This is a genomic window from Actinoplanes siamensis, from assembly GCF_016862395.1.
Taxonomy (GTDB): Bacteria; Actinomycetota; Actinomycetes; order Mycobacteriales; family Micromonosporaceae; genus Actinoplanes; species Actinoplanes siamensis.
Genome location: NZ_BOMW01000018.1, coordinates 78494 through 94360 on the forward strand (window position 1 = coordinate 78494; position 15867 = coordinate 94360).

The window sequence follows — 15867 nt, forward strand, 5'->3', positions numbered from 1 at the left end:
TCCTCAGCGCTGCGGCCAGACCAACAGGACCCGGCACGGCGCGTGGTCGACCACGAACCGGCTGGCCGGTCCGAGGCTCTTCGGGCCCGGCCGGTCCACGTCCCCGTCCCGCGCCGCCACCAGCAGATCCATCCCGGCACAGGCGGCGACCACCTCGCGTTCGACGCGGCCGCGCCGGAACACGGTCCGGGCCGCCCGGCCGAACCGCTCCTGGGCGGCCGTCATCAACTCGTTCTCGGCCGCCACCCCGGCCGCCTCGACCACGGTCCCCGGGTCCTGATGGCCGCGATGCGGCCACCCGCCACGGCCGAGCAGGCCGGCATACGCGCCGTGCGCCCCGGCCGCGATGGCGGGGTCGAGCGCGTGCACCAGGGTCACGGAGTCGTCCGGGCCGGTCAGGTCCCGCGCCGCGTCCACGGCTGCCGGCCAGACGCCTTCCCGTACCCACACCAGTACGTCCACGGTCAGAAGACTTGCAGCCCTTCGCCGCCGCCGCCACCCACACTCGCCTGCGCGACGCCCGGCTGCCCCGCAGGGTGTGTCCCGCCTCTGGAGAGACCTCCGGCGGCCAGCCGGGGGCGTGCGGCTGGTCACTGGAGTGTGTCCCGAGCCGGGAGGGACCCCCGGCGGCCAGCCGCGGCCGCGCGGTTGGTCGCCGGAGGCGCGCAGCGGGGTCGCCGGGTCGCCACGAAACGTGTTTCCTGAGAATGGCCTTCAGCTTGACTGGGTACCTTGACCTGACTCGGCTCCGGTCTCCGGCGCCGAGTCGGTGATCCCTACGAAGGAGTTGATGTCCGCCGTGGGCGGATACGGGTGGCAAGTCGTCCTCGTCATGGTTCTCGTGCTGCTCAACGCGGCCTTCTCCGGCAGCGAGATGGCCCTGATCTCGCTGCGCGAGAGCCAGCTCCAGCGCCTGGAGCGGCAGAGCCGTGCCGGCCGCACCCTGGCGCGCCTGGCCCGGGATCCGAACAGGTTCCTCGCCACCATCCAGATCGGCATCACGCTGGCCGGATTTCTGGCGTCGGCGGCCGCGGCGGTCTCGCTCGCGCAGCCGCTGATCAAGCCGCTCGGGTTCCTCGGCACGGCGGCCGAGCCGATCGCCATCGTGATCGTGACCATCCTGCTCACGTTCTTCACGCTGGTGGTGGGTGAGCTGGCGCCGAAGCGGATCGCGATGCAGCGGGCCGAGGGGTGGGCGCTGCTGGTGGCCCGGCCGCTGGACGTGCTGGCGACGCTGTCCCGGCCGGTGGTCTGGTTCCTCGGCAAGGCCACCGACCTGGTGGTGCGGATGACCGGCGGCGACCCCGAGGCGGGCCGCGAGGAGGTCAGCGCCGAGGAGATCCGGGACATGGTCGCCCAGCAGCAGGAGTTCACCCCGGAGCAGCGCACCATCATCAGCGGCGCGTTCGACATCGCCGACCGCACGCTGCGCGAGATCCTGGTGCCGCGCCGCGACGTGCTGATCCTGCCCGCCGTGATGCGCTCCTCCGAGGCGCTGCAGGTGCTGGTCGACGGCGGTCACTCGCGGGCGCCGGTGACCGGGCCGCTGGGTCTGGACGACGTGCTCGGCGTGGTCCACCTGCGCGACCTGATCGGCTCCGAGGGGCACGTCCTCGACCACATGTTCACGCCGACCTTCCTGCCCGAGACGCTGAAGATCGCCGACGCGATGCGCCAGCTGCGCACCCAGCGCCAACAGTTCGCCCTGGTGGTCGACGAGCGCGGGGCGATCGACGGGATCGTCACGATGGAGGACCTGGTCGAGGAGGTGGTCGGCGAGATCTACGACGAGACCGACCGCGACGTGCAATCGGTGGTCCATGAGGACGACGGCGCGATGCTGCTGCCGGGCACGTTCCCGATCCACGATCTGCCGGACATCGGCGTGGAGATCGAGGAGGAGGACGAGGGCGACTACACGACGGTGGCCGGCCTGGTGCTGGCCCGCCTGGGGCACATCCCGACGGCGCCTGGCGAGACGGTGGCGATCCATGGGCACACCGCCGAGGTGGTGGAGATCACCGGCCGGGCGATCACCCAGTTGCGGCTGCGCCCGGTGCAGACCGAGAGCCCGGCCACAGTTTCCTAGCGGCGTTTGCCCGCCGGCCGGACCGGGCAGGCTTCGGCGGTGTCCACGATCATCGCGCTCGTGCTGCTGGGCGCGGTGCTCGGTTTCGCCGTCGCCCGCCCGCGCGGCCTTCCGGAGGCGGTCGCCGCGGTTCCCGCGGCGCTGCTCTGCGTCGCCTGCCGGCTGGTCTCCGCCCGAGAGGCCCTGGATGAGGTACGGGCTCTGCTCCCGACCGTGCTGTTCCTCGCCGCCGTGCTGGTCCTGGCCCATCTCGCCGAGGTGCACGGGGTCTTCGGGTGGGCCGGCGCGGCGGTGGCCCGTTTCGGACAGGGCCGCCCCAAGCGGCTCCTGACCGCGGTCTTCGCGGCGGCGGCGGTGACCACCGCGGTGCTCAGCCTGGACGCCACGGTCGTGCTGCTCACCCCGGTGGTGCTGACCGTCGCCGCCCGGGCCGGGGTGCGGCCCCGCCCGCACGTCTACGCCTGCACCCACCTGGCGAACTCGGCGTCGCTGCTGCTGCCGGTGTCGAATCTGACGAATCTGCTGGCGTTCGCGGCGAGCGGGCTGAGCTTCGCCGGGTTCGCGGCGCTGATGGCGGCGCCCTGGCTGATGGTGGTCGTCGCCGAGTACCTGGTGTTCCGCTTCTTCTTCGCCCGTGACCTGCACGGCCGCGCCGAGCCGCCGGCCGCGCCCGGGCCGGCTCCCCGGTACGCCCTGACCGTGCTCGCCGCGACGCTCGCCGGGTTCGCCGCGCTGCAGCCGCTCGGGGTGGAGCCGGCCTGGGTGGCGACGGCCGGGGCGGTCGCGCTGGCCGCCCCGCTGGCCCGCCGCCTGCGGGTGGGCACGCTGGTCACCGAGGCGAACCCGATGTTCTGCGCGTTCGTGCTGGGACTGGGCGTGGTGGTGCTCGCGGTGCGCGACAACGGGCTCGGCGACTGGATCGACGGGCTGGTGCCCCGGCACGCCGACCTGCTCGGGCTGCTCGTCGTGGCCGGGCTGGCGGCGGTGCTCGCCAACCTGCTGAACAATCTGCCGGCGACGCTGGTGTTGCTGCCCGCGGCCAGCCACTCGCCGGGGCTGCTGCTGGCGGTGCTGATCGGGGTCAACGTGGGCCCGAACCTCACCTACGCCGGTTCGCTCGCCACCCTGCTGTGGCGGCGCATCCTGCACGCGCGCGACGCCGCGCCGCGTACCGCCGAATTCTTGTCCCTGGGGGTCGCGACCGTGCCGTTGTGCCTGGTCGCCGCAGTGGTAACGCTCTGGGCGGGGCTGCGGATCAGCGGCCACGCGGCGTAGGGCGGCGGTCCCTCACCGGGCCGGAGAGAACTTCCGGCGCCCAGGCCTGCCCGAAAACGTACGCCTGGGCGTACGTTTCGCCGAGCACCCGTGCTCTCGATCCGGCGATCGATCACCGCCGCCCGCAGAACGCCGTACCTCCCGATCGGCACGTCACGAAGTCGACACCCCTCTCCGGGGCCGGTCAATCATCCGGTCTACCAGCGCGGACGTCGTTCATTGACAGGTATGGCGACCGCCTCTAGGGTCGCATCGATTTGCAACTATCGCGCGGATTCGGAGGCGTCATGAGCCTGTCGTCGATGGCCGAGGACGCCGCGCTGCGTCTGCAGGGCACCCCAGGCGTCTCGCCGCGGGCGGCCGCGGCCACCGCCGCCGCCGTCACCGCCGAGGAGATGGCGAAAGGCGCGCCGCCGGCCGACGCCAAGACCGCCGGCGAGAACGCGGCCCGCTCGGCGTCCGGCACCAGCGTCGCCGGGTCGGTGCTGACCCAGCTGGTGAAGTACGTGCCCACCGAGACGATCTCGGTCTATCTCGCCGTCCAGGCCGCTCTGGGCACGGTCACCGCCCCGCCCGGCCGCGCCGAGTGCCAGGCCGACTTCACCTCGCGGTGGGTCTGGCTGGTCCTGCTCGGCGTGGCAACGGTGCTGCTCACGCTGGGCCTGTCGTACCGCAGTCAGAAGCAGGTGGCCCCGGACTCGCGCTTCCGGGTGCCGCTCGTCGAGCCGGCCGCGGCCGCGTCGGCGTACCTGATCTGGGCCCTCTCGCTGCCGACGACGCCGCTGAAGGACTTCTGCTCCTACGACGCGCGGGCGTGGGGCCCGGTCCTGCTGCTCGCCGGCACCACGATCATCGCCACCACCGCTTACGTCTTCGGCAAGACCATCACCTGGCAGAAGGTCCTCCAGGAAGACGGCGACCGCTGATCGTCCACGGCTGCCCGAACACGGGGGGTGGCGCTGATGCGGGAAGGGCGTTCGCCGGCTGGCGGCCAGAGGCCCCTCCGGGCCGCGAGGGACCCTCCCTTCACTGCCGGCCGCGAGCCGGCGGCCGGCGCGGGGAGATCCCTGCGGGGGCGCGAGAGACCCTTGCCGGGCAGCCGCGTTCGTCGGGGCTGGTGCTGGATCGCGTGATGCCCCGGCTCGGTCAGGGGTGTTGTGCGGGTGGGGCGCTGTCGGCTTCCAGGATGAAGACCGAGCCGCCGCCCGGGTTGGGCTCGTAGCGGACGTCACCGGCATTCGCGCGAGCCAGGTTCCGCACGATGTAGAGGCCCAGACCGGTCCCGCGCACGGTCCCGGCCGTGTCGTCCGCGCGGGCCAGCCGCTCGAACAGGCGCGGGCGGAACTCCGGCGGCACGCCCGGACCGGAGTCCTCGACGCGCAGGTGGACGCGGTCGCCGGCCGGCTCGATGCGCAGGGCGCCGGCTCCCCCGGCGTACTTGGCCGCGTTCGACAGCAGGTTGACGACCACCTGCTGCAGATGTGACACGTGGAAGAGGACGTCCGCGTCCGGTCCGAGGATCGGGATGTGGCGGTTGTCGGTGCCCTCCAGGGCGCGGGCCACCTCGGCCCGCAGGGAGAGCGTCGAGCGGACCGCGTTGATGTTGCCGGCGTCGAGGGTGACCATGGCCAGCACCTCGCGGACGATCTCGTCGAGGCGTTCGGCCTGACGGTTGATGATCTTGATCAGGCCGGCGTGCGGGTGTTCCGGGTCCATCTCGTCGGCCAGCAGGTCGCTGTAGCCGAGGATGGACGACAGCGGGTTGCCAATCTCGTGGCCGAGCATGCCGATCATGTCGAGTTTCAACTGGTCGGCGGCCTCCAGTTCGAGGTTGCGCTCGGAGAGCGCGGCGGCGGCCTGGTCGCGGGCCCGTTCGGCGGCGCGGCGGGCGGAGATGTCGGTGGCCACGACGATCAGGTGCTTGGGGCGGCCGCCGGGGCCGCGGACCACCGAGATCGTCGCCTCGGCGTCGACCCAGTGCCCGTCCGCGTGCCGGAGCCGGACCTCGTGGGCGTACCCGTCGGCCTCGCCGGTGAACAGGCGGGCGAGGTTGCGGTGCGCGACCGGGCGGTCGTCCGGGTGAATCAGCTCCTCGACCGTGGTGCCGGCCACCTCCTCGGCGCGGCGGCCGAGCATGCCGGCGAACGCCTTGTTCACCGCGATCAGCGTGCCGTCCAGGCCGCAGACCACCTGACCGACCGTGGACTGGGTGAACTGGGCTCGGAAGCGCTGCTCGTTGAGCGCGACCGCCTGCTGGGCGGCGCGGGCCGCGCTGACGTCGGTGTTGATCTCCAGAACCTGGACCCCGCCGTCGGCGGGGCGGTGCACGACCTGGCGGCTGAGCACGGTGACGGTGCGGCCGGCCGCGGTGAGGTGCTGCATCTCGCCGTCCCAGTGGCCGTGGCGCCGCAAAGCCTCGTCCTGCTCGGCGAGCGTGGCGCCACCCAGGATGGTGGTGTTCAACAGCCGGTGGGTGATCCGGCTCAGCGCGGCGTCCGCGGACCAGCCGTACAGGCGCTCGGCGCCGGTGTTCCACCAGAGGATCCCGCCGGACAGGTCGCGGACGATCACCGCGGCCGGGATGAGCTCCAGCAGGCGCGCCTGGCGCTGCATGGCGGCGTCGGCGACGCGGCTGCCCGTGACGTCCTCGACCTGGACCACGACGTACGGCTGCTCGGCGCCCACCGTGTCGCGCACCCGCGCCACCCGGACCACCACCGACATGTGCTTCCCGTCCTTGCGCAGGCACCGCCGCTCCACCTGCATCGTCTCGGCGTCCCCGGCGGCCAGGCGGCGCAGCGCGTCCTCGGCCGTCGCCACCTCGTCCGGGTGTTGCAGGTCCTGGAAGGACATCCCGGCCAGGTCCTCGGCGGTGTACCCGGTGATCTCGGTCATCGCCGAGTTGGCCTCCAGGAAGCGGCCGAACGTCCGCTCGTCGAGGCTGCACAGGCTCAGGCCGAGCGGCGAGCTCTCGAAGGTGTACCGGAAGCGGGTCTGGATCGCCTCCAGCGCGGCCAGGTTGCCGGTCCGCTCGGCCAGCAGCGCGACGTTGGCCTCGTAGTCCTCGGCGTGCCGCAGCGCCGCGCCGACCGTGCCGGCGACCAGGTCGAGGTGGTACGCGTCGTCGGCGTCGAAGGCGTGCGGCCGGTTGCTGGCGATCTTCAGCACGCCGATCGCCCGGTCGCCGTGGTAGAGCGGGCTCACGCACATCGACCGCACCCCGGTGGCCCGGCAGATGCCCCGGCTCGCCCGGTCGTCGGTCTCCACGTCGGTGCAGTGCGTGGCGCGGCCCTCGGTCAGCGCCGCCCCGCTCACCGAGTCGGCGATGGTCTGGTGCTTGCCGACGTGCGCGGCCAGCGTCCCGGCGCCGGCCACGTACCGCAGCAGGTCGCCCTCGATCAGCTCGATCATGGCGCCGCAGGCGGCCGGGAACACGGCCACCGCCCGCTCGGTCACCACACGCAGCACCTGGTCGCGGTCCTGCGCGACGGCGGTGACCGCGCGCTGCGTCTCGACGGCGGCCAGCAGCGCCCGGGTCTGCCGGGCGGACTGCTCGGCGGCGGCCCGGCGGGGCGCGGTGTCGCGCAGGAAGGCGTGGAAGTTGCGGTCCTCGGGGGCGCCGGATGGCCAGATGGTGATCTCGACCACCACCCGGTGGCCGTCGCGGTGCAGCGCGGGCAGGTCGACCGGCCGGCCGAGCACCGCCGGGGCGCCGCCGTCCAGGTAACGCAGCATTCCGGCGCGGTGTGCGGCGCGTAGTTCCTCGGGGATCAGGACCTCGCCCAGGGGCCGGCCGACGATCTCGTCGGGCGCCCAGCCGAGCAGCCGGGTCGCGGCCGCGTTCCAGGTGGTGACCAGCCCGGCCTCGTCGATGCCGACGAACCCGTCGGGCGCGTGCGCGATCGCCCGGCGCAGCCGCTCCAGCTCCATGCGCTCCGACACGTCCAGCGCCACACCCTCGGGAACCCGCACAGCCACCCACCCTCATGTCCGTTCCGAGGTCAGGTATCGGCGGCTCCCGGCGGGAGATGAGCGGGCCGGTCGGGACCGGTCAGGCAGATGCCGTCCAGCATCAGGTCCACCGAGCGGTCCGCGGCGGCCCGGGCGGCGGCCGCGTCGGCGGTGGCCTCGGCGACGCCCTGCACCATGGTGAACAGCAGCGCCAGGTCTTCGGGGACCAGGTCGGCGCGGACGTGGCCGTGTTCCTGGGCCCGGCGCAGCGGGCCGCTGAGCGCGGTCAGCGCACGCTGCCGGTAGCGGCGCCGGGTGGGCACGTCCAGACGGCGGACCAGAGCGACCAGGCCGCGCATGGCGATCTGGGTGTGCAGCACCGAGCGCAGGAGCCGGCGGAACTGGCAGGGTTCGCCGGCCGGGCCGGCGACGGCCTCGGCGAGCAGGTCCAGCTGGTGTTCGAGGACGGCGGTGGTGAGCGCTTGCCGGTCCGGGAAGTGGCGGTAGAGCGTGGCCTGGCCGACCCCGGCGCGGCGGGCGATCTCCGGCATCAGGGCGACCGGGTCGGGCCCGGTCAGCACTTCGCTGGCTGCCAGGACGATGGCCGCACGATTGCGTTGGGCGTCCCGGCGACGCGCAGTCGGGGTTCCGTAGAGCAACGTCCCACCCCCTTACCGACGAGTCACGTTACCGGCCGGTAATGAGAATGTCATCAGCTTCACTCTTTCTCCAGGCCCACGATCGGCGGTACGGGCCGGCGGCCGTCCACGAAGGAGCCGCACCGCCCGATATCCGACAGGCCACCAGGCGGCTACGCCAGGTAACGTGACGATTACTGTTGGCCTACACCGGGGGTCGAAAGTGGTCACGGTGCAAGCGGTCATCGCCGGGCGTTACCGGGTCATCCGGCCGCTCGGCTCCGGGGGGATGAGCCACGTCTGGCTTGCCCATGACGACGTGCGGCACATCGATGTCGCGATCAAACAGTGCACAGTGCCCGCCGGCCTGCACCCGGACCAGCAGGACGTGGTACGGGCCTGGGCGGCCGGCGAGGCGCGGGCCGTGTCCCGGATCCGGCACCCCAACGTGATCCGCACGCTGGACGTACTGCCCGCGCCGGAGGGCCCCTGGCTGATCATGGAGTACGTGGCCGGCCGCTCGCTGCAACAGGTGATCCAGAAGGAGGGCCCGATGCCGCCGGCCCGGGTCGCCCGGATCGGCCTGGCCGTGCTGGCCGGGCTGAACGCGGCCGGCCGCGCCGGGCTGCTGCACCTCGACGTCAAGCCGGGCAACGTGCTGGTCGGCGACGACGGCCGGATCGTGCTGATCGATTTCGGCCCGGCGGTGACCGCGGGTGGGATCGCCGCACTGACCGCGGCGCGGGTGGTGCTGGGCTCGCCGAAGTACATCGCCCCGGAACGGCTGTTCGGCCGCTCCTCGACGGCCCGCTCCGACCTGTGGTCGCTGGGCGCGACGCTCTACCACGCGGTGGAGGGCCGGCCGCCGTACGCGCGCAGCAGCACCGCCGCCACCCTGCGCGCCCTGGCCAGCGGCCCGCCGGACGCCCCGCGCCGGGCCGGCCCGCTCACCCCGGTGCTGGCCGGCCTGCTGCGTTCCGAGCCGGCCCGGCGCATCGACCACGCGCGCGCCGCCGAGCTGCTGCACCGCATCGCCGAGCCGCCGCGCTCGCGGGTCCGGCGGCGGGTGCCGGCGATGGCCACGGCGCTCACCCTGATCGCCACGCTGGTCGTCGGAGGCGGCGCGCAGGGCGTCGAACGGGCCCGGCCGGGCCCGACGCCGGCCGGATTCACCTGGTGGCCCGACCCGGCCGGGTTCGCGCTGGCGGTCCCGTCCGGCTGGACGCCGGGCCGGACCTTCGGCGGGGTCACCTTCAGCAGCCCCGGCGACCGGGCCACGCTGCGGATCAGCCGCTGGCCGCACCCGCCCGGGGACGTGGTCGCCGCCCTGCTCGCCGAGGAGCGGTCGATCCGGTTGCCGGACTACCGACGGGTGCGGATCGAGGCGCTGCCGGAGCCACCGGACGCGGTCTGGGAGTACACGTTCACCGACCCGGAGACCGGGCCGATGCGCGGGGTGCGGCGGGTGGCCGGCGCGGCCGGCGGGACATACCTCGTCGAGTGGCGCACACCACGGTCCGAATGGATGGCTGACCTGCCCAAACTCACTATTGTCCTGGACTCTTTCGGCTAGGGCAGAATGTGCAGCCATGTATGTCGGGATCACCGGGGTGGGCGCGTACCTTCCGGAACGCGAGATCACCACGGCCGAGCTGCAGGACGGCGTGTCCCGGGCCGGCGGCATCCGCCTGCCCCGCGATTTGTTCGCCCGGCTCACCGGCATCGAACGGCGCCGCGTCGCCGGCCCCGGGGAGTACGCGTCCACGCTGGCCGTGCACGCCGCCCGCACCGCGCTGGCCCGCGCCGACCTCGACCCGCTCGACATCGACCTGCTGCTGTTCGCCTCCGCCTCGCGGGACATGGTGGAGCCGGCCACCGCGCACATCGTGCAGGCCGAACTCGGCGGCCGCGCGCACGCGCTGGACGTCACCAACGCCTGCAACAGCTTCGTCAACGGCATCGACCTGGCCCGCTCGATGATCCTGGCCGGCCGGGCCCGCCGCGCTCTGGTGGTCACCGGCGAGACCCCGAGCCGGGTGATGCGCGGCCGGGTGGACAGCCGGGAGCAGGCCCGCCGCTCGTTCGCCGGGTTCACCTTCGGCGACGCCGGGGCGGCGGTGGTGGTCGAGCCCGTGCACCGGGGCGGCATCCTGGACATCGACACCGAGACGCACTCGCGGCACTGGACGGTCGGCGGCATCCCGGGCGGCGGCTCCCGGCACCCGCGCGGCGACGAGCACACCTACTTCGCCGGCGACGGACACCGGCTGCGCGGCGTGTTCGAGAAGGTCGGCGCCAGCATCCTGGACCGGGTCCGGGCCCGCACCGGACTGGAACACACCGACTTCGCCAGGATCCTGGTGCACCAGGTGACACTGCCCTACCTGGACCGGTTCCTGGAGGTGACGGGTGTGCCACGCGATCGGCTCGAGGTCACGGTCGCCGAGCTGGGCAACGTGGCGAGCGCGACCCTGGGCGTACAACTGGATCGTGTTCTCCCGGATCTCGAGCCCGGGGACCGGGTGCTGTTCCTGGGCCTGGGCGGCGGGGTCAGCATCATGACCATGGTGTGGGAGCGCTCGTGACCGGCGACCTGTGGGTGGTCGTGCCGGCGTTCGACGAGGCGGCCCGGATCGGCGCGACCCTGCGGGCGCTCGCCGCGCAGACCGACACCGAGCTCACCCTGCTGGTGGTCGACAACGGGTCCTCCGACGGCACGGCCGACATCGTCCGGGAGTTAGCGGCGCCGTTCCCGGTACACGTGCTCACCGAGCCGGAGAAGGGCGTGGGCTGCGCGGTCGACACCGGCTTCCGGCACGCGATCGCCTCCGGCGCCCGGATGATCGCCCGCACCGACGCGGACTGCCTGCCCCGCCCGGGCTGGGTCGCCGCGGCCCGCGACGCGCTCGGCGGCGGCGCCGGGATGGTCTGCGGGCGGATCACCGCGCGGCGCGACGAGCACGGGCCGGCCGGGCGCGCGTTCTTCGCCGCCCTGGTCACGGTGGCCGCCGCGTTCGGCCGGATCCGCCCCGCACACCGGGGCCCGCACTACCTCGCGCCGTACCGGATGCACGCCGGCAACAACATGGCGATCACCGCCGAGCTCTATCTGGCCTGCGGCGGGATGCCGCGGCGACCGTCGCCGACCGACCGGATGTTCCTCAACCGGGTGCGCGGCACGACGGCGGCCATCGCGTACCGCCGCGACATGGTTGTGGAGAACTCGACCCGCCGGATCCGGGCATACGGCGTGGTCCGCTCCGCGAAGTGGTACCTCGACAAGGGCAGCGGCCGGCTCGGCCCGGACCCGAGGTGAGCGACGATGCTCGATGAGCTGAACGCCGGCCTGCGGCCCGGCGACGACACCCCGGCGTTGCTGGGACGCCGCACGGTCTCCCGGGGAGACCTCGCGGAACTGCGCGACCGGTACGCGGGCGCGCTGCACGCCCGCGGGCTGCGACCCGGGGACACGCTGGGAGTCGCGGTACGACCCGGCGCGCGTTCCCTGGCGGTGCTGCTCGCGGCGTACCGGATGGGTCTGCGGATCGCCGTGCTGGACCCCTCGGCCGGCCCGGACGTCCTGCTCGCCCGCCTCCGGCTGGCCTCGCCGGCCCTGGTCGTCGCGGACGCGGCCGCGCAGGCCGTCGCGGGCTGGGCCGCGCCGCTGGCCCGGCGGGCGGGCCTGGCGCTGCCCGACCTGTCCCGCATCGCCCCGGCCGTCACCGTGGGCCGCCGCCTGCCCGGCTCCGCGCCGGCGCTGCGACCCGGCGGCCCGCCTCCCCCGGCCTTCGACGGCGACGGGGACGCGGTGGTGATCTTCACCTCCGGGACGACCAGCAGCCCACGCGCCGTGGTGCACACGCGCGCCGGGCTGGGCGCCGGTATGCGGTCGGTCGCGGAGCTCGTCCGGCCGCGGGCCGGCGTGCCGGTCCTCGGCGGGATGTTCTTCGTGCTGGTCCCGGCGCTGGCGTCGGGCGCGCCGGTGGCCGCGCCGGCCCGCCGGCCCCGATCGCTGGCCCGCCAGGTCGTCTCGCTGCGGCCACAGGCCACCTACCTGACGCCGCCGCAACTGCGCGCCGCGCTCGACGCCGGCGTGCCCTGCCACGGCCGTGTCTACAGTGGCTCCGCGCCGGTGTCGGCGACGCTGCTCGACCGGGTCCGGGCGGCCGGGGCGGACGAGGCGTGGTGCGTCTACGCGCTGACCGAGGTCTTCCCGGCCGCCGCGGTCGAGGCCACCGTGAAAGCCGCCCACCGGAGCGAGGGTGACCTGGTCGGCGACCTGCTGCCGGGCGTCCGCGCGGACCTGTCCGGCACCGCCGAGCTGCGGCTGGCCGGAGCCGGAGTGTGCGATCGCTACCTGGGCTCGCCGCCGCACGAGTGGGTGTCCACCGGCGACGTCGCGCGGCTCGACGGGCGGCGCGTGGTACTGGCCGGGCGGGCCAAGGACATGATCCTGCGTCGGGCCGAGAACATCTATCCCGGCCTCTACGAGCCGGCGCTGCACGTGCCCGGGGTGTCGCTGGCCGTGCTGGTCGGCGTGCCCGCCCGGGACGGCGACGAGAACCTGGTGGCGATCGTGGAGACGTCGCCCGGCGCGGACCGGGCGGCGGTCCGGGCCGCGCTTCGCGACCCGCTGCGGCGGATGGGCGCGGCACGCCCGGACCGGGTGCTCTTCGCGCCCGTGCCGCTGGCCGGGCGGTCCCGCAAGCCGGACCGGGCGGCCGCCGCGGCCCTCGCCAACTCGGCGGTACGGCGGTGAGCCGTCCCGAACTGGCGGTCGTCGTCCCCGCGTACAACGAGAGCGGGTCGATCGGCGCCACGCTCGCCGCGCTCGCCGCCCAGACCGACACCGACTTCACGCTGGTCGTGGTCGACAACGGGTCGACAGACGACACGGCCGGCGTGGTGCGCGGGTTCGCCGCGCCGTTCCCGGTGGAAGTGGTCACCGAACCCGAGCGCGGGGCCGGCACCGCCGCCGACACCGGCTTCCGGCACGCCATCGCGCGGGGAGCCGTGCTGCTGGCCCGCACCGACGCCGACTGCCGGCCGGCGGTGGACTGGGTGGCCACCGCCCGCCGCCACCTGTGCTCGGGCGCGGAACTGGTGTGCGGCCGCAGTGTGCCGCGGCGGGACGAGCGGCCGTCGTTCGCGGAACGCCACGTGTTCCCGGCCGTGGTGCGGCTGGCGGCGCTCTACGGGCGCTACCGGGCCGCGCACCGGCGGGGTGGATTCCGTACCCCCTATGTCCTGATCCACGGGCACAATCTGGCCATCACCGCGGACCTGTACCAGCGTTGCGGCGGGACCCCACGGGAGCGCCTCGAGGACGGGTCGGAGGACCTGACGCTGCTCAACCGGGCCCGGCGCCACACCGGGCGGATCGTGCGCGCGGAGGATCTGGTGGTGGAGAACAGCCTGCGGCGGCTGCGGGCCTGGGGGGCCCGGCGGACGCTGCTCTGGTATTGGGACCGGCGGTGGCGCCCGCCCACGCCGTCCGAGGTGCACGTCAGATGACGCGCCCGCCCGCTTCCCGCCCGGCCGCCGCCCGGCGCGACCTGCGGCATGCCCGGCGGCGGGACCGGCGGGTGTACCTCGGCAGCCATCCGGTGTTGTTCGCGCTGCTCGCGGCGACCCGGCGGTGGCCGGCGCTACGGCTGGGCGGGACCGTGCTGGCCCACTCCGCACAGGCGTTCCGGGACGGGCTCGTCGGCGTCCCGCTGGACCGCGCCGCCGCCCGGACCACGGGTGGCGCGGCGAGCGACCTGGCCGGCGGCGACCTGCTGTTCAATCAGGACGGCGCGGGGCATCGGGGCACCCGCCGTACCGCCGCGATGGCGCTGAACGCCGAAGGCGTCGATCGCCTGCGCCCGGTCTGGACCGCCGTCCTGGACCACCGCCTCGCCCCGCTGGCCGCGGGCGGCCGGATCGATCTCGTCGCGGTGGCCGCCGAGCTTGCCGGCGCGACCGCCGCCGCCCTGCTCGGCGCCGACGCCGACGCCCGGGCCCTGGCCGCCGCCGCACGTGCCGCGGCGGCCGCCGCCGCCCGCGAGCACCTTCCGGGACCGCCGCGGCCCGGCGCCCGCCGGGCCGCGCGGGCCGCCACCGATCGCCTCATCGCCCTGCTCGGGCCGTCCCACCCCGACGACGGGCCCGCCCGGCCGGACCCCGGGCTGGCCGCGATGCTGGCCGTGGCCGCGATCAACACCACGGTCGCCGCCCTGCCCCGGGCCGCTGCCTGGTGCGCCGACGCCGGGTTGTGGTCCTTCGCGGAGACCGACCCCGAAGCGCTCACCTCGGAACTGCTGCGCGTCACCGCCCCCACCCCGCTGCTCCCCCGGGTCGCCGCGGCCCCCGGCACGGTCGGCGGCTGCCCGGTCCACGCCGGCGACCGCCTGATCCTGGTGGCCCGGCACGCCGTGGACGCGCACCGCACCGACCCGGACCCCGCCGACCCGGCCCCGCCGCAGGTGGCCCAGCTGGTCTTCGGCACCGGCCCGCACGCCTGCCCCGGCGCCCGCCTGGCCCGCCTCCAGCTCGCCGACGCGCTCCGCGCCCTGGCCGTCCACCGCCCCCGGGTGGTCACCGCGCGGGTGGACCGCCGCAGCGCCCTGCCCGGCTGGGCCCGGCTCGTCCTGGCGCCCACCCGATGACCACGATCGCCGTCACCGGGGCGAGCGGGTTCTGCGGTTCCGCCGTCGCCCGGGCCGCGGCCGCGTCCGGCGCCCGGGTGATCTGTCTCGGCCGCCGCCCCGGACCGGTGGGCGAACACCGCTTCTGGGACGCCACCCGGACGCTCCCCGACCTCAGCGGCGCCGATCTGGTGCTGCACCTGGCCGCGGCGGTCGGTGATCCGCCGCCGGGCCGGGCCGCCGCTGCCGCCTTCCACGCGGTGAACGTGGACGGCACGGCCCGCCTGCTGCACGCCGTGGCGGGGCGGCCGCTCGTCTGGGTGAGCAGCGCGAGCGTGTACTCCCCCAGTCCGCGGCCGATCCGCGAGGACCAGCCGTTGGGCGGGCTCACCGCGTACGGCGCGTCGAAAGCCGCGGGCGACAGGCTCGCCTCGGCCGCCGGGGCCGTCATCCTGCGACCGCGCGCCGTCTACGGGCCGGGCGATCCCCACCTGCTCCCGCGCCTGCGCCGGGCCGTGCGCGGCGGCCGCGTGCTGATGCCGGGACCGGACATCCGGCTGAGCCTGACCGCTGTCGAGAACCTTGCCGACGCGTGCCTGGCGGCGCCCGGCTGGCCGCCCGCGGCGTACAACATCACCGACGCCGAGCCCTATCCCCGTGACGCCACCGTCGCGGCGGCCTGCGGCGTGCCGGTCCGGCACGTGCCGTTGTCCCTGGCCCAGGCGGTCGCCGGGGTGGGCACGGCGGTGGCGCGGCTGACCCGGCGGGAGCCGGTCCTGTCCCGGTACGCCCTGGAGCAGCTCACCGCGCCGGTGGTGCTCGACATCTCCCGCGCCCGCGCGCAGGGCTGGCGGCCCGCCCGATCATTCGCGGACTATCTGGCTACCGTGCGCACCTGATCACCGCTATGCCATCCGCGTCGCCGTCTATAGCATCCTAGGAAGATAGGAATCCCTCTTAGCGCCCGCCACACCGCGGACCAGTCCCGCCTCGATGGCGCCCGCGCCGCACCTGCCCCGCCTCGTCGCCCTCCGACGCGAGACGTGAGCCCCGTCTCGCCGCGGCATCCCTGATCGGAAACAGAGCGGTAACGGCAAGGTTGCAGTCTGCCCGGCGCGCCCGCGCGTCGAGCCGCACGAACCGCACCGGCAAAACGGGATCTTCTACCCTGAGTCGGTCTACGAAACCGGACAGAAAGCACCTCAGACCGCCACCATGCGATGGCACAGGGTAACCCGTATCACCATGTCAACGTCGTTGACATGGGCCGTCAACGATGTTGACA

At 74.6% G+C, this 15867-nt stretch carries 13 protein-coding genes; 10 read left to right on the forward strand and 3 right to left on the reverse strand.

Translation table 11 applies throughout. The annotated features are described in order from the left end of the window. Positions 1–3: 3 nt before the first annotated feature. The gene (locus Asi03nite_RS09290) at positions 4–462 is read right to left on the reverse strand and encodes a putative universal stress family protein (RefSeq protein WP_203678150.1); all 459 of its coding nucleotides are present in this window, start codon (positions 460–462) and stop codon (positions 4–6) included. 328 nt (positions 463–790) lie between these two features. Here Asi03nite_RS09290 and Asi03nite_RS09295 point away from each other — a divergent pair, with 328 nt between their 5' ends. The 3 genes from Asi03nite_RS09295 to Asi03nite_RS09305 all read left to right on the forward strand — a co-directional run bounded on the left by Asi03nite_RS09295 (position 791) and on the right by Asi03nite_RS09305 (position 4290). Continuing rightward, entirely contained in the window at positions 791–2089 is a 1299-nt protein-coding gene (locus Asi03nite_RS09295) for a hemolysin family protein (RefSeq protein WP_203678151.1), read from the forward strand. Positions 2090–2128: 39 nt separating this feature from the next. After that, a complete protein-coding gene (locus tag Asi03nite_RS09300; RefSeq protein ID WP_203678152.1) occupies positions 2129–3364 on the forward strand; it encodes an SLC13 family permease in 1236 nt (411 codons plus the stop codon). 287 nt (positions 3365–3651) lie between these two features. Further along, entirely contained in the window at positions 3652–4290 is a 639-nt protein-coding gene (locus Asi03nite_RS09305; protein ID WP_203678153.1) for a hypothetical protein, read from the forward strand. Between the two features lie 220 nt (positions 4291–4510). Here the strand turns inward: Asi03nite_RS09305 and Asi03nite_RS09310 are convergent, their stop codons facing one another. Both Asi03nite_RS09310 and Asi03nite_RS09315 read right to left on the reverse strand, forming a co-directional pair. Next, positions 4511–7336, reverse strand: a complete 2826-nt coding sequence (locus Asi03nite_RS09310; RefSeq protein ID WP_203678154.1) for a PAS domain S-box protein — start codon at positions 7334–7336, stop codon at positions 4511–4513. Positions 7337–7365: 29 nt separating this feature from the next. Beyond that, positions 7366–7974, reverse strand: a complete 609-nt coding sequence (locus tag Asi03nite_RS09315) for a TetR/AcrR family transcriptional regulator (protein ID WP_203678155.1) — start codon at positions 7972–7974, stop codon at positions 7366–7368. 211 nt (positions 7975–8185) lie between these two features. On the opposite strand from Asi03nite_RS09315, the gene Asi03nite_RS09320 reads away from it, so the two are divergent. The 7 genes from Asi03nite_RS09320 to Asi03nite_RS09350 are packed head-to-tail and all read left to right on the forward strand — an operon-like array spanning position 8186 to position 15481. Further along, entirely contained in the window at positions 8186–9526 is a 1341-nt protein-coding gene (locus tag Asi03nite_RS09320) for a serine/threonine-protein kinase (RefSeq protein ID WP_203678156.1), read from the forward strand. Positions 9527–9542: 16 nt separating this feature from the next. Further along, positions 9543–10538: a 3-oxoacyl-ACP synthase III family protein gene (locus Asi03nite_RS09325; RefSeq protein WP_203678157.1), complete on the forward strand. Its 996-nt coding sequence runs from the start codon at positions 9543–9545 to the stop codon at positions 10536–10538. Then, positions 10535–11269: a glycosyltransferase family 2 protein gene (locus Asi03nite_RS09330; RefSeq protein WP_203678158.1), complete on the forward strand. Its 735-nt coding sequence runs from the start codon at positions 10535–10537 to the stop codon at positions 11267–11269. The genes Asi03nite_RS09325 and Asi03nite_RS09330 overlap by 4 nt, the downstream gene beginning before the upstream one ends. A 6-nt stretch (positions 11270–11275) precedes the next feature. Further along, positions 11276–12712: a class I adenylate-forming enzyme family protein gene (locus Asi03nite_RS09335; protein WP_203678159.1), complete on the forward strand. Its 1437-nt coding sequence runs from the start codon at positions 11276–11278 to the stop codon at positions 12710–12712. After that, positions 12709–13467 (forward strand): glycosyltransferase, encoded by a 759-nt coding sequence (locus tag Asi03nite_RS09340; RefSeq protein WP_203678160.1) that lies wholly within the window; start codon positions 12709–12711, stop codon positions 13465–13467. The genes Asi03nite_RS09335 and Asi03nite_RS09340 overlap by 4 nt, the downstream gene beginning before the upstream one ends. After that, complete coding sequence (locus Asi03nite_RS09345; protein ID WP_203678161.1) at positions 13464–14603, forward strand: cytochrome P450 family protein; 1140 nt, start codon at positions 13464–13466, stop codon at positions 14601–14603. The genes Asi03nite_RS09340 and Asi03nite_RS09345 overlap by 4 nt, the downstream gene beginning before the upstream one ends. Continuing rightward, positions 14600–15481, forward strand: coding sequence for an NAD-dependent epimerase/dehydratase family protein (locus Asi03nite_RS09350; RefSeq protein WP_203678162.1), 882 nt, complete (start codon positions 14600–14602; stop codon positions 15479–15481). The genes Asi03nite_RS09345 and Asi03nite_RS09350 overlap by 4 nt, the downstream gene beginning before the upstream one ends. Positions 15482–15867: the final 386 nt, after the last annotated feature.